Here is a 20549-nt window from a genome sequence, read left to right on the forward strand (position 1 = left end):
CCCCGAGGGTGCCGCGGCCGCCCTGAGAGGACGCGCCGAGCGCCCGGACTACACCCCCGGGCTCCGGAACATCGCCGTCCCGACCCTGGTCGTAGTAGGCGGTGAGGACCAGTTCACCCCGGTGCGGGACGCCGAACTCATCCACCGGGAAGTCGCGGGTTCCACCCTGGTGGTGATCGACGGCGCGGGCCACCTGCCTAACCTGGAGCGCGAGACCGAGTTCAACGAGGCGCTCAGCACCTTCCTGACCGACAGCGGAGCCAAGCCATGACCCAGCAGCAGACCGTGTTCGTGACCGGCGCCAGCGCCGGCTTCGGTGACGCCATCGCCCGCCGGTTCGTCGCCGAGGGCGCCCGGGTGATCGCCGTCGCCCGTAGTGAGGACAAGCTCGAGAAGCTCGCCGGGGAGCTGGGCGACGCCGTCCTCACGCTCAAGCTCGACGTCGGCGACCCCGAAGCGGTCAAGACGAAGATCGAAGGCCTCCCCGCGGACTGGCGCGAGGTCGACGTCCTGGTCAACAACGCCGGGCTCGCGAAGGGCCTCCAGCCCGCGCACCAGGCGGACCTCGCCGACTGGGACGAGATGATCGCGACGAACGTCCGCGGCCTCACCCACGTCACGCGCGCGCTGCTGCCCGGGATGGTCGAGCGCGGCCGCGGCCACGTGCTCAACATCGGCTCGATCGCCGGCACCTACCCCTACCCCGGCGGCAACGTCTACGGCGCGACCAAGGCGTTCGTCCACCAGTTCAGCCTCAACCTGCGCAGTGACCTGCACGGCACCGGCGTCCGGGTGACGAACATCGAGCCCGGCATGGTCGGCGGCACGGACTTCTCGAAGGTCCGCTTCGACGGCGACCAGGAGAAGGCCGACAAGGTCTACCAGGGCACGACCCCGCTGACCGCGGACGATGTCGCGGAGTCCGTGTACTGGGCCGCGAGCCAGCCGAAGCACGTGAACATCAACGTCATCGAGCTGATGCCGGTGGTGCAGAGCTTCTCCGCGCTGCAGATCTACCGCGAATCCTGAAACAGATCGAACAGGGCCTGCTGGGCCGGGTCCCGCTCGGTCGGCCGGCGCGCGGTCCGCGGCCGCCCGCCGGTCGACGGGTAGTGCAGCACCAGCTCGCCGATGCCCGCTAGCCGGCCGAGCAGCTCACTCACGGACAGGTTCATCCCGGCCCGGTCGGCCTCGCGCCGCATCAGGTGCGTCACCGTCGCGGCGAGCACCGAGACGAGCCCGTGTGCCGCGATCCGCTGCCGCGTCCACTCCCAGCGCGGGGTGGGGCCGGTGACGGTGGGCCCGGTCAGCCAGCGGAACGTCGATTCGAGGTGGGTGCGCGCCCGGTAGGCGGTGACGACCTCGGCGACCGGCCAGTCCCGGTCGGTGACCAGCACCTGCTTGCCGAAGAACTCGTCGTCGAGGCGGGCGACGGCGGCGGTGTCGATCCGCCGCTCGAGGCGGATCTCCCCGGCCCGGCTCCCGCTCAGCACCGCGGTGAGCACGCGCTCGGCGCGCCGGCCGCGGGTGACGCGGCCGATCTCGGCGTGCACCTGGGCGCGGTCGCCGCGGTGGGTGCCCGCCGCCAAGGCCCCGGCCAGGCCGTCCAGCTCGCGGGTCGCGGTGGCCAGCTCGTCGGCGAACGCGCGGGACTGCGCCGCGTGCAGCGTCGCCGAATGCGTCAGGATCACCCGCCGCCGGACGCCGTCCACCACCGCGTGCGTGTCGAGCGCGGTGAGGCCGGCGAACCGCTCGGGGTCGACGCGCTTGCGGGCCGACGCGGGCTGGGTCAGCAGCTCGGGGTGGTCGGTCAGCGGCAGGGAACCGACGAACCCGCTGCGTGAGCCGAGGTCGAGCTGCGCGGCCTGCCCGGTGTGGAAGATGAGCGTCGCCGGGCCCAGCTCGCCGGTCAGCGCGGCGAACGTCGGGGCCGTGCCGTCGTCGCGCCGGTACAGCCGCGAGCCGAGCGGGATCGCGCCGTCGCGGGTCACCCGCAGGCCCACGCCGGCGAGCACGCCCTGGCAGGCCGAGGGCAGCGTGCAGTCCGCGGCGGCGAACGCGGTGAACTGCGGGACGTCGACGGCGAGGGCCGCGTGGTCGTCGAGGATCTCCAACACCGCGGAGGCGACGGTCTCCTCGATCCGCGTGATCCGTTCGGGGGTCAGCCTTTCCAGCGCCCGCCAGAATCCGTCTACTGTGGACACCCGAGGGCGCACCAGGTCCGGGGCGGCCCCGGTCGCCCACCAGTCCGCGATCGGCGTCTCCGGCGCGGTGGCCCGGTGCAGCACCGCGATCGCCAGCGTCAGCCCGAGCGTGGTCTTGGCGCGCTGGGGCCCGGCGACCTCGTCGACGCGGCGGACGAAGTCGAGACGCCGCAGCGTCGCCCACACCGCGGCCACAGCGCCGTACGCGCGGTAGCGTGCCGACGCGGGTTCACCGCCCGGGACGGCGCGCGCGATCTCGTCGGCGGTGCCGAGATAACGCTGGGTCACCACACGGGGCTTGCCGTCCACCCGCGCGGACTCCGCGAGGTAGTAGTACGTCCGTCCGCCGATCTTCTTCCCGATCACCGAGGCCACCCTTTAGGTAATACACGCCGCGCGGCTGATCGACAACCATCCCGGCGCGTTGACCTGCGACGACGATCACCATCCACGATCGGGTGAGCGGGGTGCGGAAGACACACTGGCTGGTCGCACGAGGACGGTCCTAGCGTGGGCGGAATGGGACCCGAACCCGACGCCACCACCCCGACCGCCTCCGCGATGCGCCGTGCGCTCGCCCGGGCGCGTGACGGGAAGACACTCGACGTAGCCGAGGCGAGCGTCCTGCTGCACGCTCGCGGCGAAGACCTGGGGAAGCTGTCCGAGTACGCCTCCCGCATCCGCGACGCCGGCCTGGCCGAGGCCGGGCGCGCGGGGATCATCACCTACAGCCGCAAGGTGTTCATCCCGCTCACCCGGCTCTGCCGCGACCGCTGCGGCTACTGCACGTTCGTCACCGTGCCCGGCCGGCTCGAATCGCCGTTCCTCTCGCCCGACGAGGTCCTCGACATCGCCCGCAAGGGTGCCGAGATGGGCTGCAAGGAGGCCCTCTTCACCCTCGGCGACCGGCCCGAGGACCGCTGGAAGGCGGCCCGCGACTGGCTGGACGCGCACGGCTACGACGACACGCTCTCCTACGTCCGCGCGATGGCGATCCGGGTGCTGGAGGAGACCGGCCTGCTGCCGCACCTCAACCCCGGCGTGCTGTCCTGGCAGGACTTCCAGCGCCTCAAGCCCGTCGCGCCGTCGATGGGCATGATGCTGGAGACCACGGCGACCCGGCTGTGGAGCGAGAAGGGCGGCCCGCACTACGGGTCGCCGGACAAGGATCCCGCCGTCCGGCTGCGCGTGCTCGAAGACGCCGGCCGCAGCAGCGTCCCGTTCACCACCGGGGTGCTGATCGGCATCGGCGAGACGTTCGAGGAGCGCGCGGACGCCCTGTTCGAGATCCGCAAGATCGCCAAGACCTACGGCGGCATCCAGGAAGTGATCGTGCAGAACTTCCGGGCCAAGCCCGACACGAAGATGCGCGCGACGCCGGACGCCGACCTCGAGGAGCTCGCCGCGAACATCGCCGTGGCGCGGCTCGTGCTCGGCCCGAAGATGCGCATCCAGGCGCCGCCGAACCTGATCGGCAACCAGTACGACCTGATGATCCGCGCCGGGATCGACGACTGGGGCGGCGTCTCGCCGCTGACCCCGGACCACGTCAACCCGGAACGCGCGTGGCCGCAGATCGACGAGCTCGCCCGCCGCACCGAGAAGGCCGGCTTCGAGCTCAAGGAACGGCTCACGATCTACCCCGAGTACGTCAACGCCGGCGAGCCGTGGCTGGACCCGCGGATCACCCGGCACGTCGCCGCGCTCGTCGACCCGGCCACCGGGATGGCGCGCGAGGGCGCGATGCCGGTCGGCATCCCGTGGCAGGAGCCGGACGGCGGCTGGCAGCAGTCCGGCCGCACCGACCTGCACACCGAGATCGACACCACGGGCCGGACGGAAGACCGCCGCAGCGACTTCGACTCGGTGTACGGGGACTGGAAGGAGATCGGCGACCGGATCAAGACCGGGCCGCAGAAGTTCGACTCCACCGTGCTGGAAGCCTTGCGCAGTGCGGAAAAGGACCCCGCCGGGCTGTCCGACGACGCCGCGCTCGCCCTGCTGTCCGCCGACGGCAAGGAACTCGACGCCTTCACGAAGCTGGCCGACGACCTGCGGCGCGAGACGGTCGGCGACGACGTCACCTTCGTCGTCACGCGGAACATCAACTTCACCAACGTCTGCTACACAGGTTGCCGCTTCTGCGCCTTCGCGCAGCGTCGCACCGACGCCGACGCGTACACGCTCTCGCTGGAGCAGGTCGGCGACCGCGTCGACGAGGCGTGGGCCGCGGGCGCGACCGAGATCTGCATGCAGGGCGGCATCCACCCGGACCTGCCGGGCACCGCGTACTTCGACCTCGCGGCCGAGGTCAAGCGCCGGCAGCCGGACATCCACCTGCACTCCTACAGCCCGATGGAGGTCGTCAACGGCGCTTCGCGGACCAACCTCTCGCTGCGGGACTGGCTGATCGCGGCGAAGGAGTCCGGCGTCGACTCGCTGCCGGGCACGGCCGCGGAGATCCTCGACGACGACGTCCGCTGGGTGCTCACCAAGGGCAAGCTGCCGACGTCGGAGTGGATCAAGGTCGTCACCACCGCGCACGAAGTCGGCCTGCCGACGACGTCCACGATGATGTACGGCCACGTCGACACGCCGGCGCACTGGGTCGCGCACCTCAAGCTGCTCGCGAAGCTGCAGCGCGACGGCCTGGAGAAGCACGGCAAGCGCGGGTTCAGCGAGTTCGTGCTGCTGCCGTTCATCCACCAGAGCTCGCCGATCTACCTCGCCGGGCTCGCCCGCCCGGGCGCGACGCAGAACGAGAACCGGGCGGTGCACGCGCTGGCCCGGCTGCTGCTGCACGGGATGATCGACAACATCCAGAGCTCCTGGGTGAAGCTCGGCACCGAGGGCAGCCGCGCGGTGCTGCAGGGCGGCGTCAACGACATCGGCGGCACGCTGATGGAGGAGACGATCAGCCGGATGGCCGGCGCGTCGAACGGGTCGTACAAGACGATCAGCGACATGCGCGAGATGGTCGAGCCGCTGGGCCGGCCGCTGGTGCAGCGGACGACGGGCTACGGCCGGCCCTCGGCCGAGCGGATCGCCGCGGCGGAGGCGTCCGACGGGGTCGCCACCGCGGTCCGGAAGCCGCTGCTGCCCCTGCTCACGCCGTAATAAGCGGTTCTTCGGGGGTTCCGGGTGGCGGAGCCCCGGTCGACACAGCGGTAGCGGGCGCCCGGCTCCGGGGCGCCCGCTACTCTTCCGGTTCATGGGGGTTTTCCGCTTCGCACCACTTCTCTTCGTCGCGCTTCTCGCGGGTTGCGGCACTACGCCGCCTCCGCTGCCCGTGCCCACACCCACGACGACGCCGAGCCCGACGTACGCGCCACCGCCGTCGGCCGGACTGTCGCTTTCGGTCGGCCAGGTCGAAGCCGGTCTCGGGCACCGCGCAAGCGTGCTGACGCTGACCAACCGGGACGGCGAGCCGCGGAAGGTCACCGGCTACCCGGACCTGAAGATCCTCACCGAAGACGGTTCGCCGCTCGAAGTGAAGGTCGAGCACGGTACGTCGTACTTCGCGCGTGACCTCGGGCCGCAGAACGTGACGCTCAAGCCCGGCGAGAAGGTCGTGGCCGTGCTCGCGTGGTCGGCGACCGTGACGTCCGGGGACCAGCACACCGGTGCCGCGATCTCGGTGGTCCCCGTCCCGGGCGAACCCGCGCAGAGCCAGCCGCTGGACACCGACCTCGGCACCACGGACACCGTCACCGTCAGCTCCTGGGCGACCGAAATCGGCAACTGACCACTTTGTGTCACCGCTCACAAACCCACGGTTGACCGCCGGGGCGTTGTGCTACTTGTTTTCCTCACGACCAGGGCAAGCACCGTAGCTTCACCTGCCGGAAGGACTTCGATGAGCACCTCCGTGGCCGCGCTGGACATGATCGACTCGGACCGCTATCCGCTCACCGATCCGGAAAGCGGAGCCTGGCGGGAGGTCGTCGCCAGTACCCGCGCGGAGCTCGCCGACGTCGGCTGCAGCGTCCTCGCCGACTTCATCCGGCCGGAGCTGCACGAGGCCTTGCGGGCCGAGTGCGCCGCACTCGAACCGCACGCGTACACGAAGGTCGAAAAGGTCAACGCGTACAACACCGCGCTCGACGCCGCGCTGCCCGAGGACCACCCGGGCCGGACGATCATGGAGCGCGGCAACGCCTTCGTCGCCCGCGACCACGTCCCCGGCGACGCCATCATCAGCCGGCTCTACACCAGCCCGGTGTTCCAGCGGTTCATCGCCGACTGCTTCGGGCTGCCGGAGCTGCACGAGCTCGCCGACCCGCTGTCCGGGCTGACGCTCAACGTGATCGCGCCCGGCCGCGCGCACCCGTGGCACTTCGACACGAACTCCTACACCGTCAGCATGCTGACGCAGGCCGCGAACGACGGCGGAACGTTCGAATACTGCCCGAACATCCGGTCCGCGGAGGCCGAGAATTTTTCCGGTGTCCGCTCCGTTCTTTCCGGGGAAAGCACCCGTCTGGTCCAGCGATTGAGCCTCCGTCCGGGCGATCTGCAGTTGTTCAAAGGCCGCTTCGCCTTGCATCGGGTCACTAGGGTGGAAGGGAAGATCGCGCGCCACTCGGCGATCTTCGCTTACAGCGAGCGCCCCGGCGTCATCGGCAGCCCGGAGCGGACCAGGCAGCTCTTCGGCCGGGTCCTGCCCGAACACCTGGCTGGTCACGCTGTGCGGGGCGACGCCCTGCTCGACTAGATCTAGGAGCCTGGCCCGTGCCTTTCGACTCGACCGGCAAGATCTCGTTCGACCACATCTACACCGCGCCCGACCCCCGTCCGTTCTTCGGAACGTTGCAGCGCGTGGATTACCAGATTCCGCAACTGGCGAAGCCGTACTTCACGAAACTGATCGAGGAATACCAGGCGGAGCGCGGGATCGCGCGGCCGACCGTGCTCGACGTCGGCTGTTCCTACGGCGTCAACAGCGCGTTGCTGCGGTGCGAAACGACCCTGGACGACCTCTACGAGCAGTACACCGCGCCCGGTGTCGAGGACCTCGACCGCGCCGCCCTGCTCGAGCGCGACCGGCGGCTCGTGCGCAGCCGCGCGACCCCCGACGGCGCCCGGTTCTTCGGGCTCGACGCCGCGGGGGCGGCGCTGGACTACGCGCGTGAAGCGGGCTTCCTGGACGAGACGATCTACGCCGACTTCGAACGCTACGACCCGGACGAGACGCAGCAGGCGCTGCTCGATCAGGTGGACCTGGTCGTGTCGACCGGCTGTGTCGGCTACGTCACCGAGAAGTCGATCGCCCGGATCGCGCGCGGCTCCCGGCCGTGGATGGCGCACTTCGTGCTGCGGATGTTCTCCTACGACCCGGTCGCGGAAAGCCTCGCGGAGCTGGGCTACGAGACCGCGGCGATCGACGGCGTCTACCGGCAGCGGCGGTTCGCCTCCGCCGAGGAGCAGGCCCACATCCTCGACTCGCTGGGCACGGCCGGCGTCGATCCCGAAGGGCTCGAGTCCGAAGGCTGGCTGTACGCGCAGCTGTATGTTTCCCGACCGAAGAAGGGTGCGGCCGCCGGGCTCGCGTCCACGCTCAACGCCGTTGCCACCGAAGACGAAGACACCGCCCCCGACGAACGAGGATGACAGAGTGAGCAGTCCGGAATGGTCCCCCCGCACGTTCGGCAACGAGGACCGGCTTCCCCGGGTCCCCGTGCCCACCTTGGACGACAGCGGCCGCCGCTTCCTGGAGTGGTGCGGTCCGCTGCTGACGCCGGACGAGCTGGCGGAGACCGAAGCGGCGGTCGAGGACTTCCTCGCGCCCGACAGCCCGGCCCACGGGTTGCAGGCCGCGCTGGAGGAGTACGACCGGTCACCCGGCGTGCACAGCTGGCTGGACACCTTCTGGCCGTACCGCTACCTCGGCCGCCGCGACCGGATCGCGCTCAACGCCAACTTCTTCTTCCTGTTCGCCGAATCGCCGCTGGCCCAGGTGGAACGCGCGGCCGAGCTGACCGCGTCCGCGGTGGACTACAAGCTGCGGCTCGACAACGAACTGGTGCCGCCCGTGCTCGTGCGCGGCGCGCCGCAGTCGATGGTGCAGCACCGGTACCTGTTCTCGGCGACGCGGATCCCGGGCGAAGTGCTCGACACCGCGCGCACGCCGTACCGCGACGGCTGGGAAGGGCCGTCGCGGGCGCGGCACATCGTGGTGTTCCACCGGAACACGCCGTTCCGGATGGACGTCCTCGCCGACGACGGCCGCCCGTACTCCGCCGAGCAGCTCGCCGACGGCCTGCGGGCGATCCTCAAGGACGACCACGACACGGACGTGCCTGCCGGTCACTTCACCACCAAGGCCCGCGCGGAGTGGGCGGCCAGCCGGCAGGCCCTGCTGGACGCGGGCAACGCCGAAGCTCTCGAAACCCTCGAGACGGCGTTGTTCTGCGTCTGCCTCGACGACTTCACGCCGTCGACCACCCTGGAAGCCGCGGACCAGCTGCTGTACGGCGCCAACCGCTGGTACGACAAGGCCGTCTCGCTGATCGTGTTCGAGGACGGCACCGCCGGGATCAACGTCGAGCACTGCGAGCTCGACGGCACCACGATCCTCGGCTTCACGGACGCGCTGCTCAGCGGGGAACGCCTCCCGCGTGACCCCGCCGACGGCGTCCCGGGGTTCGAGCCCGTCGAGTTCACGCTGACCGACGCCCTCCGCGAAGACGCCCGCGCCGCCGGAGAGTCCTTCAAGGCGTACGCGGACGCGACGGCCACGCAGACCGTGTCGTTCGACTTCGGCGCCAACCGCGTGAAGGAGCTGGGGATGTCCCCCGACGCCTTCGCGCAGATGGCCTACCAGCTCGCGCACAAGCGCGCGAAGGGCCTGACGGGCGCGACGTACGAGTCGATCGCCACCCGGCAGTTCCGCAACGGCCGGACCGAAGCCATGCGCGTCGTCACGCCGGAGGTCTTCCGGTTCGTCGCCGCGATGGAAGACGGCTCGCCCGAAGAGAAGCGGGAAGCGTTCCGGACGGCGGCGGCGAAGCACGTTTCGCGGGCGAAGGAGTGTCAGGCCGGTGACGCGCCGGAGCAGCACCTGTGGGAGCTGCAGCTGATCGCCAAGCGCCGCGGCGACACGGAGACACCGGCGTTGTACAGCTCGCCGGGCTGGCTGAAGATGCGCGACGACTACCTGAGCACCAGCTCGGCGCCGTCGGTGAACATCCAGTACTTCGGCTTCGGCTCGACCAGCCCGCAGTGCATCGGCATCGCGTACGTGCTGCTGCCGGACCGCTGGAACCTCTACCTCAGCACGCCGAAGCACGTGTCGTCGGAGATGTACCGCTTCGCCGACGAACTCGCGAAGGCCGTCAGCGAGCTGCAGGAGCTGCTGGCCGGCGGCTGAGCAGACGCTGCAACCAGCTCAGCCGGGCGGCGCGGGCCGCCCGGCTGAGCCGCGCTTCCGGCACCAGCGCGTCGAAGCCGTGGAACCCGCCGGGCCAGACGTGCAGCTCGGCCTCGCCGCCCGCCTCCCAGAGCCGGCTCGCGTAGGCGACCACCTCGTCGCGGAACGTCTCGGCGGTGCCGACGTCCAGGAACGCCGGCGGCAGGCCGGAAAGATCGGTGGCGCGGGCCGGCGCGGCGTAGGCCGGGACGTCGCGAAGGTCGCCCAGGTACGCCGCCCAGCCGACGTTGTTGGCCGTGCGGTCCCACAGACCGCGGCCGTCGAGCTCGACGGCCGAGTGCGTGCTGTTGCGGTCGTCGAGCATCGGGCAGAGCAACAGCTGCCCGGCGAGTTCCGGGCCGCCGCGGTCGCGGGCGAGCAGGGCCGTGGCCGCCGCCAGGCCGCCACCCGCGCTGACGCCGCCGATCACGATCGGACCGGCGAGCCGCTCGGCCGTCCACGACAGACCGGCGTAGCAGTCCTCGACCGGCGCCGGGTACGGGTGCTCGGGCGCGAGCCGGTAACCCGGCGAAACGATGGTGACGCCGAGTTCCCCCGCCCAGCGCAGCACGTTCGGCACGTCCGGGCCGAGGTGGCTGCCGACGATCAGGCCGCCGCCGTGGACGTAGTAGAGAACGCCGCGGCTCTCGGGCGGGCGCGCGACCAGCAACGGCACCTCCTCCGCGTGCTCCTCCGCGAACTCGAAGCCCGGGTGCGCCGCGGCCAGCTCGTCGACGGTCTGCTCGGCGCCGGCGACGAACTCGCGCCGCGCGGCGATGCCGTCCGGCGTGCTCAGCGGCGGACGGGCCGCCCGCAGCTGTTCGACGACCGGCGCCAGTTCCGGGTCGAACGGCGGCGGCGGCACGTCAGGCTCCCTCGGGGTTCGAGACGACGAGGACGAGCGAGCCGTCGAACGTCGGCTGCTCGCGGAACCGGCCGTAGCGGCGTTCCCACGTGCCGTCGTCGAGGTCGTGGCGCAGCTCCGCGGCGAACCGGTGGTGCACCCGGTCGTCGACGAAGCTCCACGCCGAGCACGACAGCCGCGCGCCCGGGTCGAGCAGGCGCTCGGGGCGGGCGTAGTAGGCCTCGTTGAAGCCGTCGGTGCAGTCGATCGGCACCGGGACGCCGATGATCGACGTGTGGCCGCCGAGCCCGTCGGCGATGTCGTCGACCGGCGGGTAGCGCCGCGCCTCGGTCTCGATCACCTCGGGCGCGTAGTCGAGCAGCCAGAACCGCCGCAGCAGCGCGGGATCGCAGGTCAGGATGGCGACCGGACCGCGGGTGACCCGGCGGACCTCCTTCAGCCCGGCCCACAGGTCGTTCCACTGGTGGACGCTGAACGTGCTCATCGCGCCCTCGAACGACCGGTCCGGGAACGGCAGCTTCTCGGCGACCGCGTCGACCGCGGGTGGCAGGCCCTCGGGCCGCTGCGCGCGCATCGACGCCGACGGCTCGACCGCCGTCACCTCGCGGTCCTGGGGCTCGTACGCGCCCGCGCCCGCGCCGACGTTGAGGACGGTCCGCGCCTCCCCCAGCGCGTCGAGGATGTACCGGCCGATCCGCGGGTCCGGCACGCGGTAGTCCGTGTACACCCCGCCGATCGCGCCGTAGTCGGCGTCACCGGCGCTTCCGTCGGCACGTCGCTCAATCATGGCTCAAAACTAGCAGCGGCCTGCGGGTCCTCGACGCCGGTGGCGCTGCTCCGCCCGACGGAAACCGACGTCCGGCATCCGGCGCAGCCGTCAGTTTCTGTCGCAAATTTGCGTAAGTTCGTTCATCTATTGCGTTATCTTGTCCCGGATTCGTATGATCCAGGTCACAAGGGTCCCCACCTGCACTCGACGAGGAGTTGCTGCTCCATGTCTCCCCATCCTGTCTTCAGCGCGCCCGAAAACTTGACCAAGCCCCGTCGGCGAGCGAGATTCGGCGCGCTGGCCGCCGCCGTCGCCGCCGCGACCGGCCTGACCGTCGTCACCCTGGCCGCGGCCCCCGCGAATTCGGCGCTCGCCGCCGGGCGCGGCGCGACCGTGCCGTTCCTCGAACAGGAAGCCGAGTCCGCCGCGACCAACGGCGCGGTCATCGGCCCCGACCGCAACGCCGGCACCCTCGCCGGCGAGGCGTCCGGCCGCAAAGCCGTGACGCTGGGCGGTCAAGGCAAGTACGTCGAATTCACGCTCACCGCGCCGGCCAACTCGATCGACTTCCGGTTCAGCCTCCCGGACTCCGGGAACGGCACGGGCACGAGCGGCTCGCTTTCCTTGTACGTCAACGGTTCCCACAACCGCGACGTCGCGCTGACGTCGAAGTACGCCTGGTACTACGGCTCGTACCCGTTCACCAACACCCCGGGTGACGGCCACGCGCACCACTTCTACGACGAGACCCGCGCGTTGCTGGGCACGAACTACCCGGCCGGCACCAAGATCAAGCTGCAGGTCGACGCGGGCGACGTCACGACCTCGACGATCGACCTGGCCGACTTCGAGCAGGTCGGCGCGGCCGCGGCCAAGCCGGCGAACTCGGTGTCCGTCACCGACTACGGGGCCACCGCGGGCGACACCAGCGACGACGCGGGCGCGTTCGACGCCGCCGTCGCCGCCGCTCGCAGTCAAGGCAAAGAGGTCTGGATCCCGTCCGGGACCTTCACCCTCGGCCACCACATCACCGTCGACCAGGTGACCATCCGCGGCGCCGGCCCGTGGTACTCCGTGCTGACCGGCCCGCGCGCCGGCATTTTCGGCAAGGGCGAACCGGCCAGCTGCGGCACGTCGACGTATCCCGGCAACAGCGCGGTCCCGGGCACAAGCAGCGCGGTCAAGCTGTACGACTTCGCGATCATCGGCCAGGTCGACGCCCGCGTCGACTGCGACCAGTCCAACGCCATCGGCGGCGCGCTGGGCGGCGGCTCGGTCGTGCAGAACCTGTGGCTGCAGCACACGAAGGTCGGGCTGTGGCTCGACGGACCGTTCGACGGGCTCACCGTGTCCGGCAACCGGATCCTCGACCAGACCGCCGACGGGCTGAACCTGCACCAGGGCATCAGCAACGTCACCGTGACGAACAACTTCCTGCGCAACACCGGCGACGACGGCCTGGCCATGTGGTCCGAGCACGACGCCGACCACAACAACACCTTCTCCTTCAACACCGTGCTGCTGCCGATCCTCGCCAACAACATCGCGATCTACGGCGGGCGCGACAACACCGTGTCCGACAACGTCGTGGCCGACACCCAGGACCAGGGCGGCGGCATCCACATCGCCAACCGGTTCAGCGCGGTGCCCCTCGCCGGGACGACGACCGTCGCGCGCAACACCGCCATCCGCACCGGCGTGCTCGACTCGAACTGGCAGTTCGGCGTCGGCGCCCTGTGGTTCGACGGCCGCGACGGCGCCATCACCGGCCGCGTCGACGTCACCGACCTCGACCTGCTGGACAACAACTACGAGGCCATCCAGTTCATCGACAGCCAGACCACCGACGTGCACTTCACCAACGTGCGCATCACCGGCGCGGGGACCTTCGCCTGGCAGCTGCAGGCCAAGCCGACCGGCACGGTGAAGAACGTCGTCGCGACCGGGATCGGCCGCGCGGGCGTCTACAACTGCATGGGCCCGGACGCGCTGACCGGGCTCGTCGACCAGGGCGGCAACTCCGGCTGGAGCACGACGTTCTGCGGCTCGTGGCCGACGCCGGTGTACGGCTCGGACAACGGCGGCACGACCACACCGACGACCCCGACCACACCCACGACCCCGCCGACCACCACCACGACGACGACCCCGCCGACCGGGAACCTGGCGCTGCACAAGGCGATCAGCGCGTCTGCGTCGCAGGGCGGCTTCCCGCCGGGCAACGCGGTCGACGGCGACGCGAACTCGTACTGGGAGAGCGCGAACAACGCGTTCCCGCAGTCGCTGACCGTCGACTTCGGCGCCACGGTTTCGGTGTCGCGGCTGGTGTTGAGGCTGCCGCCGTCCTCGGCGTGGGGCACGCGCACGCAGACGATCGCGGTCGACGGCGTCAAGGCCGCGGCCGGCTACACGTTCAACCCGGCGTCGGGCAACACCGCGACGATCACGTTCCCGGCGACGTCCGCGCGCACCCTGCGGCTGACCTTCACCGGCAACACCGGCTGGCCCGCGGGACAACTGTCCGAACTCGAAGCCTATTCGTCCTGAACTCAGCTAGAGAGGTGACGACGATGTCCCCATCACCACGGCGCCGCGCGGCGCTGCTGGCCGCGGCCCTCGCCGCGGCCAGCCTGACCGTGCTGGTTACGGGCGGCACTCCCGCGGCCGCGGCGACCTGCCCGACCACGGCGTCCGGCGGCGCGAGCGTGCCGTTCCGGACGGTCGAGGCCGAGTGCTCGGCGACCACCGGCTCGGCCGTCGGCCCCGACTACACGCAGGCCAGCATCGCTTCGGAGGCGTCCGGGCGGCAGGCCGTCCGGATCGGGTCCGGCCAGTACGTCGAGTTCACGCTGCCGGCGGCGGCCAACTCGATCAACGTCCACTACACCATCCCGGACGGCTCGTCCGGGCGGCTTTCGGTGTACGTCGGCGGGACCAAGCTGGGCAGCGGGCTGTCCGTGACGTCCCGGTATTCCTATGTGGACACCGGCTTCATCTCGGGCTCGAAGACGCACCACTTCTTCGACGACGCCCGGTTGCTCTTCGGCCAGAACGCGGCGGCCGGCACGAAGGTCCGCGTCCAGGCCGACTCCGGTGACGTCGGGCAGGCGACCATCGATCTGGCCGACTTCGAGCAGGTCGGCGGCGCGGGCGCGAAGCCGGCGAACGCCCTCTCGGTAGCCGATTACGGCGCCACGGCGAACGACTCCTCCGACGACACCCAGGCGTTCCGCAACGGCCTGTCGGCGGCGCGCTCGCAGGGCAAGGAGCTGTTCGTGCCGTCCGGCCGGTTCGAGATCGGGTCGGCGCTGCAGATCGACCAGACCACCGTCCGGGGCGCCGGGCCGTGGTACACGGTGTTGCACGGCAACAACATCTTCAACAACGGCGGCGCGTCCGGGAACATCAAGCTGTACGACTTCGCGGTGTTCGGCGACGTGACCGAGCGCAACGACGGCAGCCCGGACAACGCGTTCCACGGTGTCCTGGGCAACGGCTCGGTCGTGTCGGGTCTCTGGATCCAGAACACCAAGTGCGGGCTGTGGCTGATGAACGGCGCGTCGTCGAACCTCACCATCGAGAACAACCGCATCCAGGACACGCAGGCCGACGGCGTCAACTTCGACGGCGCCGTCACGAACTCGGCGCTGCGCAACAACTACCTGCGCAACAACGGCGACGACGGCCTCGCCCTCTGGTCCAACGGCCAGGCCGACTCCGGCAACACGATCGCGAACAACACGGTCGTGCAGCCCAACCTGGCCAACGGCATCGCGCTCTACGGCGGGTCGAACAACACGGTCAGCGGCAACCTGGTGCAGGACACCAACGCGCTCGGCGGCGGCTACCTGGTGGCGAACCGGTTCAACTCGGTGCCGCTCGGCGGCACCGTGACGCTGTCGAACAACACGGCGCTGCGGGCCGGGGCGCTCGACCCGAACTGGCAGTTCGGTGTCGGCGCGCTGTGGTTCGACGCGCGTGACCAGGCGATCACCGGCGTGACGATCCGCGTCACCGGGTTCACCGCGATCCAGAGCCCGTACGAGGCGATCCAGTTCATCGACGGCAACGGCCAGGGCAAGCAGATCCAGGGCGTCACGATCGACGGCGTCTCGGTGCAGGGCGTCGGCACGTTCGTGGCGCAGTCGCAGACGCAGGGGACCGCGACGATCAGCAACCTGTCGGCGTCCGGCGTCGGCGTGACCGGCACGTACAACTGCCCGTACCCGACGTCGATCCCGAAGATGACCTTCGGCGGCTCGGGCAACAGCGGCTGGACCGGCACGTGGAGCGACTGCTCGAGCTGGCCCGCGCCGAACTCGGGCCCGCCGCAGCCGCCGCAGTCGGGCAGCAACATCGCGCGGGGCAAGGCGATCAGCTCGTCGTCGTCGCAGGGCGGGTTCCCGCCGGGCAACGCCAACGACGGCAACGCGGACTCGTACTGGGAGAGCGCGAACAACGCGTTCCCGCAGACGCTGACCGTGGACCTGGGCGCGGCGGCGTCGATCAACAAGGTGACGCTCAAGCTGCCGCCGTCGTCGGCGTGGGGCGCGCGCACCCAGACGGTGACGATCGCGGGCAGCACGGACGGCGGCTCGTACACGACGCTGGTCGGCTCACGCGGTTACGCGTTCGACCCGGCGTCGGGCAACACGGCGTCGGCGTCGTTCACGGCGACGTCGCAGCGCTTCGTGCGGCTGACGTTCACCGGCAACACCGGCTGGCCCGCCGGTCAGGTGTCCGAGTTCGAGGTGGCGGCTTCGTAACTCCGGACTGAAGACAAGCCCGTCCCGGCTCCTGACACCGGGACGGGCTTGTCTTACTTTTGCGCGCAGTTGCTGTAAAGTTTCACTCATGACGCGTCGTCTTGCCGAAGTCGCCCGCCAGGTCGGGGTCAGTGAAGCCACGGTCAGCCGGGTGCTCAACGGGCGGTCGGGGGTGTCCGCCAGCACCCGCGCCGCCGTGCTCACCGCGCTCGACGTGATGGGTTACGAGCGGCCCACCCAGCTGCGCGGCGAGCGCGCCCGCCTGGTCGGGCTCGTGCTCCCCGAACTGCAGAACCCGATTTTCCCGGCCCTGGCCGAGATCATGGGCAACGCGCTCGCGCAGCAGGGCTTCACCCCCGTCCTTTGTACCCGGACCGCGGGCGGGGTGTCGGAGGCGGAGTACGTCGAACTGCTCCTGCAGCAGCAGGTGTCGGGCGTCGTGTTCGCCGGCGGGCTCTACGCGCAGTCCGACGCGGTGCACTCGCACTACCACCACCTGGTCGAGCGGCGGCTCCCGACGGTGCTGATCAACGCGGCCGTCGACCACCTCGGACTGCCCCAGGTGTCGTGCGACGACGCGGTCGCCGTCGAGCAGGTCGTCGGGCACCTCAGCTCGCTCGGGCACGAGAAGATCGGGCTGGTGCTCGGGCCGACCGACCACGTGCCGTCGAAGCGCAAGCTGGAGGCGTTCCAGGCGTACGCGGCGAAGCTCGGCCTGCCGGTGCTGGACGAACTGGTCGAGCACGGCATGTTCTCCATCGAAGGCGGCCACGCGGCGGCGGCCCGGCTCTACCCGCGCGGCGCGACTGCGGTGTTGTGCGCGAGCGACCTGCTGGCCCTGGGCGCGGTCCGCGCGGCCCGCCGGCAGGGCCTGTCGGTGCCCGACGACGTCTCGGTGGTCGGCTACGACGACTCGGCCCTGATGAACTGCACCGACCCGCCCCTGACGACCACCCGCCAGCCGATCGAGGCGATGGGCCGCGCGGTGGTCGAGCTGCTGGTCAAGCGCATCAACGGCGGCGAGGTGGCGGCCGAGGAGCTGCTGTTCGCGCCGGAACTGGTGGTGCGCGGCTCGACCGCGCGCCGCATCGCCTGACCCCGCGTCACCCCCAGGCGCGACGGCTTCCGGGCCGTCGCGCCTTTTCGCGCGCCCGGGGCGCGCTGGAGCGTTCGGCGGTACCCATTCCACCCGCGTCTCCTCGCCGGCGCGTTCGCGGCCTGTTCGTAACTTGCAAAGTCTCGTCGGCTTATTGCGTCGATCCGGTCTCGCACTTTAGAGTGACCGCAATCACGTGACAGCCGTCGCGACCCGAGAAGAGGCTTGAGATGAGCAGTCCCTGGTCCCGATCCTTGCCCCGCCGGATGTTCTGCCTGCTGGCCGCAGGCGGCCTCGCGCTGGGGGTGGCCGCCTGCGGCGACGACGGCAACGCCGCCGCGCCCGGGGGCAAGGTGAAGATCACGGTCACCGGCCAGCCGCCCACCAGCCAGCCGTTCGAGCGCGGTGTCTTCGACGCCGACGTCAAGGAGTTCGAGGCGTCCCACCCGAACATCCAGATCGAGCCCCACGAGGGGTTCATGGACCCGAAGACGTTCTCCGCGAAGCTCGCCGGCGGCCAGCTCGAAGACGTCTACTACGTCTACTTCACCGACCCGGCGCAGATCATCGCGCGGCATCAAGCCGCGGACATCACGGAAGCGTCGAAGAGCGTCCCGCACATCGGCGACCTCAAGCCGGAACTGCTGGACAACTTCCGTGACGCGAGCGGCAAGCTCTACGGCCTGCCGACGATGAACTACACGATGGGCCTGGTCTACAGCCGCCCGCTGTTCCAGAAGGCCGGTCTCGACCCGAACAAGCCGCCGACGACCTGGGACGAGGTCCGCGAAGACGCGAAGAAGATCTCCGCGCTGGGCAACGGCACCGTCGGGTACGCCGACTACAGCAAGAACAACCAGGGCGGCTGGCACATGACCAGCTGGCTGTACTCGATGGGCGGCGACATCGCCCGCAAGGACGGCGAAAAGTGGGTCGCCGACTTCGACAACGAGAAGGGCAAGCAGGCCCTGCAGTACCTGCACGACATGCGCTGGACCGACAACTCCATGGGCGCCAAGCAGCTGCTGGAAGCCACGGACGTGCAGCGGATGATGGGCGCCGGCCAGCTCGGCATGTACATGGCCGCCCCGGACAACATCCCGACGCTGGTCAAGCAGTTCAACGGCAAATACGAGGACTACGGCGTCGCGGGCATGCCCGGCGGGCAGGGCACCCTGCTCGGCGGCGAAGGCTACATGCTGAACCCGAAGGCGTCGCCGGAGAAGATCAAGGCCGGCCTCGAGTGGATCCAGTGGAAGTACCTCAACCCGGACCGCTTCGAGAAGCACATCCAGCAGTACGTCGACGGCAAGCAGCCGGTCGGCCTGCCCGCCGAGCCGACCCCGGACGTCTGGCAGGGCGCGGTGCGTGACCAGCAGCTGGCGCTGAAGGCCAAGTTCGCCAACGTCCCGGCCACGAACTACCAGTCCTACGTGGACACGACCAGCAAGATCAAGGGCAGCATCGAGCCGCCCAACGCGCAACAGGTGTACGCCGCCCTCGACAGCGTCATGCAGGCGGTGCTCACGGACCAGAACGCGAACATCGACCAGCAGCTGTCGTCCGCTTCGTCGAAGGTCAACGGTGTCCTCGCCCAGGTCAAGTAGCCTCCTCGCCTGGCCCGCGACGTCTTCGTCGCGGGCCAGGCGCCCGGCCGCGTCCCCGGCCGAGCGCCGCCGCGTCCGGTTGCGCCGCAAGCTGAAGGAGAACCTCACCGCGTACGGCCTGCTCTGCGCCGCGCTGCTGGTGTTCGCAATGTTCTCCTGGTACCCGATCGTGCGGGGCGTGCTGCTGAGCTTCCAGCAGGTCGACTTCGTCAACGCGCCCACGTGGGTCGGGTTCGACAACTTCAGCCGCCTGTTCGACGACCCGCTGTTCGGCGTCGCCTGGCGCAACACGCTCCTGTTCACCGGGCTCGCGCTGGTCTTCGGGTTCGCCGTCCCGTTCCTCACCGCGGTGCTGCTGAACGAGATCCGGCACGCCAAGGCGTTCTTCCGGCTCGCGGTGTACCTGCCGGTGATGCTGCCGCCGGTGGTCACGGCGCTGATGTGGAAGTGGTTCTACGACCCGGGTCCCGGTCTGTTCAACTCCGCGCTCGGCGCGGTGGGCCTGCCCGGCGGCCAGTGGCTCGACTCCTCCACCACCGCGATGCTGTCGCTGGTCTTCGTCTCCACCTGGGCCAACATGGGCAGCACCACGCTGATCTACCTGGCCGCGCTCGGCACGATCCCCGGCGAGCTGTACGAAGCCGCGGAGCTCGACGGCGCCGGGATGTGGCAGCGGCTGCGGCACGTCACGTTCCCGCAGACCCGGTTCGTGCTGCTGGTGCTCCTGCTGCTGCAGATCGTCGCGACGATGCAGGTGTTCACCGAGCCGTACGTGATGACCGGCGGCGGGCCGGACGACTCGACGGTCACCGTGCTCCTGCTGCTCTACCGGTACGCCTTCGTCTACAACGACTTCGGCTCGGCGAGTGCGATGAGCCTGCTGCTGTTCATCGCGCTGGGCGTGTTCTCGGCGTGGTACGTCCGGCTGACGCGGAAGGCGGACCAGTCATGAGGACCCTCGTCTCCCCCGGCGCGTTGCGCAGCCGGCGCGGCAAGGCCGTCTACGGCGTGATCTTCGCCTGCACGCTCGCGGTGTTCGTCCTGGCCTTCATGTTCCCGCTGTACTGGGTGATCACCGGGGCGATGAAGTCACCGCAGGAACTGGCGCAGACCCCGGCGACGCTCATCCCGCACGAGTGGCACCCGGAGACCTTCGGCGAGGCGTGGGACCAGCTGAGCCTGGGCAAGTACTTCCTCAACACGCTGATCGTCGCCGGCGGCGCGTGGCTGGCGCAGCTGGCCATCGACGTCCCCGCCGCGTTCGCGCTGTCGAAGCTGCGCCCGAAGTTCGGCAACGTCGTGCTGGGCCTGATGCTGGCGACGCTGATGCTGCCGGCCACGGCCCTGCTGGTGCCGACGTACGTGACGGTGACGGACCTGCCGCTGCTGCACCTCAACCTGATCAACTCGCCGACCGCGGTCTGGCTGCCCGCGGCGGCGAACGCGTTCAACATCTACCTGCTGAAGCGGTTCTTCGACCAGATCCCGGACGAGCTGATCGAAGCGGCGCGCATCGACGGCGCCGGGCCGGTGCGCACGCTCTGGCGGATCATCCTGCCGATCTCGCGGCCGATCCTGGCCGTGGTGTCGATCCTCGCGGTGGTCACCGCGTGGAAGGACTTCATCTGGCCCCTGCTGGTGTTCCCGGACACCGAAAAGCAGACCCTCTCGGTGATGCTGCAACGGGTGGCGATCGACATGCCGCTCAACGTGCTCGTCGCCGGGATGGTGCTGGCCAGCCTGCCGATGGTGGCGCTGTTCCTGGCGTTCCAGCGGCAGATCCTCGCCGGGCTGACCGCCGGCGCCGTCAAGGGCTGAAGCCGCGCCCGGGGTT

General features: G+C 70.3%; 16 protein-coding genes (1 of these 16 running past the window's edge). 13 read left to right on the forward strand and 3 right to left on the reverse strand.

Going from position 1 to position 20549, the window contains the following annotated elements:
• A protein-coding gene (locus OHS18_RS19390) for an alpha/beta fold hydrolase (RefSeq protein WP_328617973.1) crosses the window boundary here: on the forward strand, positions 1–271 show its 3' portion. Its footprint begins 518 nt before the window's first position; only the last 271 of its 789 coding nucleotides appear in the window; its start codon lies beyond the left edge, outside the window; it ends in the stop codon at positions 269–271.
• Positions 268–1029 carry an SDR family oxidoreductase gene (locus OHS18_RS19395; protein ID WP_328617974.1) on the forward strand — a complete coding sequence of 254 codons (762 nt, stop codon included), beginning with the start codon at positions 268–270 and terminating at the stop codon, positions 1027–1029. The genes OHS18_RS19390 and OHS18_RS19395 overlap by 4 nt, the downstream gene beginning before the upstream one ends.
• Here OHS18_RS19395 and OHS18_RS19400 read toward each other — a convergent pair.
• A complete protein-coding gene (locus OHS18_RS19400; RefSeq protein WP_328450603.1) occupies positions 1014–2570 on the reverse strand; it encodes an IS1634 family transposase in 1557 nt (518 codons plus the stop codon). The genes OHS18_RS19395 and OHS18_RS19400 overlap by 16 nt on opposite strands.
• A 153-nt stretch (positions 2571–2723) precedes the next feature.
• Here OHS18_RS19400 and OHS18_RS19405 point away from each other — a divergent pair, with 153 nt between their 5' ends.
• From OHS18_RS19405 to OHS18_RS19425, 5 genes are all read left to right on the forward strand, one after another.
• Entirely contained in the window at positions 2724–5321 is a 2598-nt protein-coding gene (locus OHS18_RS19405; RefSeq protein ID WP_328617975.1) for a bifunctional FO biosynthesis protein CofGH, read from the forward strand.
• A gap of 172 nt (positions 5322–5493) precedes the next feature.
• A complete protein-coding gene (locus OHS18_RS19410) occupies positions 5494–5949 on the forward strand; it encodes a DUF4232 domain-containing protein (RefSeq protein WP_328450599.1) in 456 nt (151 codons plus the stop codon).
• Between the two features lie 111 nt (positions 5950–6060).
• Positions 6061–6918, forward strand: a complete 858-nt coding sequence (locus OHS18_RS19415; protein WP_328617976.1) for a HalD/BesD family halogenase — start codon at positions 6061–6063, stop codon at positions 6916–6918.
• Between the two features lie 17 nt (positions 6919–6935).
• Positions 6936–7814, forward strand: a complete 879-nt coding sequence (locus OHS18_RS19420; protein ID WP_328450595.1) for a class I SAM-dependent methyltransferase — start codon at positions 6936–6938, stop codon at positions 7812–7814.
• 4 nt (positions 7815–7818) lie between these two features.
• Positions 7819–9573, forward strand: coding sequence for a choline/carnitine O-acyltransferase (locus OHS18_RS19425; protein WP_328617977.1), 1755 nt, complete (start codon positions 7819–7821; stop codon positions 9571–9573).
• On the opposite strand, the gene OHS18_RS19430 is transcribed toward OHS18_RS19425, so the two are convergent.
• Together OHS18_RS19430 and OHS18_RS19435 are read right to left on the reverse strand one after the other, a co-directional pair.
• Positions 9539–10477, reverse strand: a complete 939-nt coding sequence (locus OHS18_RS19430) for an alpha/beta hydrolase (protein WP_328617978.1) — start codon at positions 10475–10477, stop codon at positions 9539–9541. The genes OHS18_RS19425 and OHS18_RS19430 overlap by 35 nt on opposite strands.
• Before the next feature lies 1 nt (position 10478).
• Positions 10479–11264, reverse strand: a complete 786-nt coding sequence (locus OHS18_RS19435; RefSeq protein WP_328450589.1) for a class I SAM-dependent methyltransferase — start codon at positions 11262–11264, stop codon at positions 10479–10481.
• Positions 11265–11471: 207 nt separating this feature from the next.
• On the opposite strand from OHS18_RS19435, the gene OHS18_RS19440 reads away from it, so the two are divergent.
• From OHS18_RS19440 to OHS18_RS19465, 6 genes are all read left to right on the forward strand, one after another.
• The gene (locus OHS18_RS19440; protein ID WP_328617979.1) at positions 11472–13793 is read left to right on the forward strand and encodes a discoidin domain-containing protein; all 2322 of its coding nucleotides are present in this window, start codon (positions 11472–11474) and stop codon (positions 13791–13793) included.
• A gap of 23 nt (positions 13794–13816) precedes the next feature.
• Complete coding sequence (locus tag OHS18_RS19445; RefSeq protein ID WP_328617980.1) at positions 13817–16012, forward strand: discoidin domain-containing protein; 2196 nt, start codon at positions 13817–13819, stop codon at positions 16010–16012.
• Positions 16013–16100: 88 nt separating this feature from the next.
• A complete protein-coding gene (locus OHS18_RS19450; protein ID WP_247055644.1) occupies positions 16101–17108 on the forward strand; it encodes a LacI family DNA-binding transcriptional regulator in 1008 nt (335 codons plus the stop codon).
• Positions 17109–17338: 230 nt separating this feature from the next.
• Positions 17339–18715 carry an ABC transporter substrate-binding protein gene (locus tag OHS18_RS19455; RefSeq protein WP_328617981.1) on the forward strand — a complete coding sequence of 459 codons (1377 nt, stop codon included), beginning with the start codon at positions 17339–17341 and terminating at the stop codon, positions 18713–18715.
• The gene (locus OHS18_RS19460) at positions 18693–19667 is read left to right on the forward strand and encodes a carbohydrate ABC transporter permease (RefSeq protein ID WP_247055648.1); all 975 of its coding nucleotides are present in this window, start codon (positions 18693–18695) and stop codon (positions 19665–19667) included. Before OHS18_RS19455 ends, OHS18_RS19460 begins: the two co-directional genes overlap by 23 nt.
• Positions 19664–20533 (forward strand): carbohydrate ABC transporter permease, encoded by an 870-nt coding sequence (locus OHS18_RS19465; RefSeq protein WP_328450581.1) that lies wholly within the window; start codon positions 19664–19666, stop codon positions 20531–20533. The genes OHS18_RS19460 and OHS18_RS19465 overlap by 4 nt, the downstream gene beginning before the upstream one ends.
• Positions 20534–20549 lie beyond the last annotated feature (16 nt).

Origin of the sequence: Amycolatopsis sp. NBC_00355, assembly GCF_036104975.1 — a bacterium.
GTDB lineage: Bacteria > Actinomycetota > Actinomycetes > Mycobacteriales > Pseudonocardiaceae > Amycolatopsis.

Coding starts and splice junctions, on each gene's coding strand:
- OHS18_RS19415 (WP_328617976.1), top strand. CDS start 6,061: ATGAGCACCTCCGTGGCCGCGCTGGACATGATCGACTCGGACCGCTAT.
- OHS18_RS19450 (WP_247055644.1), top strand. CDS start 16,101: ATGACGCGTCGTCTTGCCGAAGTCGCCCGCCAGGTCGGGGTCAGTGAA.
- OHS18_RS19455 (WP_328617981.1), top strand. CDS start 17,339: ATGAGCAGTCCCTGGTCCCGATCCTTGCCCCGCCGGATGTTCTGCCTG.
- OHS18_RS19445 (WP_328617980.1), top strand. CDS start 13,817: ATGTCCCCATCACCACGGCGCCGCGCGGCGCTGCTGGCCGCGGCCCTC.
- OHS18_RS19395 (WP_328617974.1), top strand. CDS start 268: ATGACCCAGCAGCAGACCGTGTTCGTGACCGGCGCCAGCGCCGGCTTC.
- OHS18_RS19435 (WP_328450589.1), bottom strand. CDS start 11,264: ATGATTGAGCGACGTGCCGACGGAAGCGCCGGTGACGCCGACTACGGC.
- OHS18_RS19405 (WP_328617975.1), top strand. CDS start 2,724: ATGGGACCCGAACCCGACGCCACCACCCCGACCGCCTCCGCGATGCGC.
- OHS18_RS19440 (WP_328617979.1), top strand. CDS start 11,472: ATGTCTCCCCATCCTGTCTTCAGCGCGCCCGAAAACTTGACCAAGCCC.
- OHS18_RS19465 (WP_328450581.1), top strand. CDS start 19,664: ATGAGGACCCTCGTCTCCCCCGGCGCGTTGCGCAGCCGGCGCGGCAAG.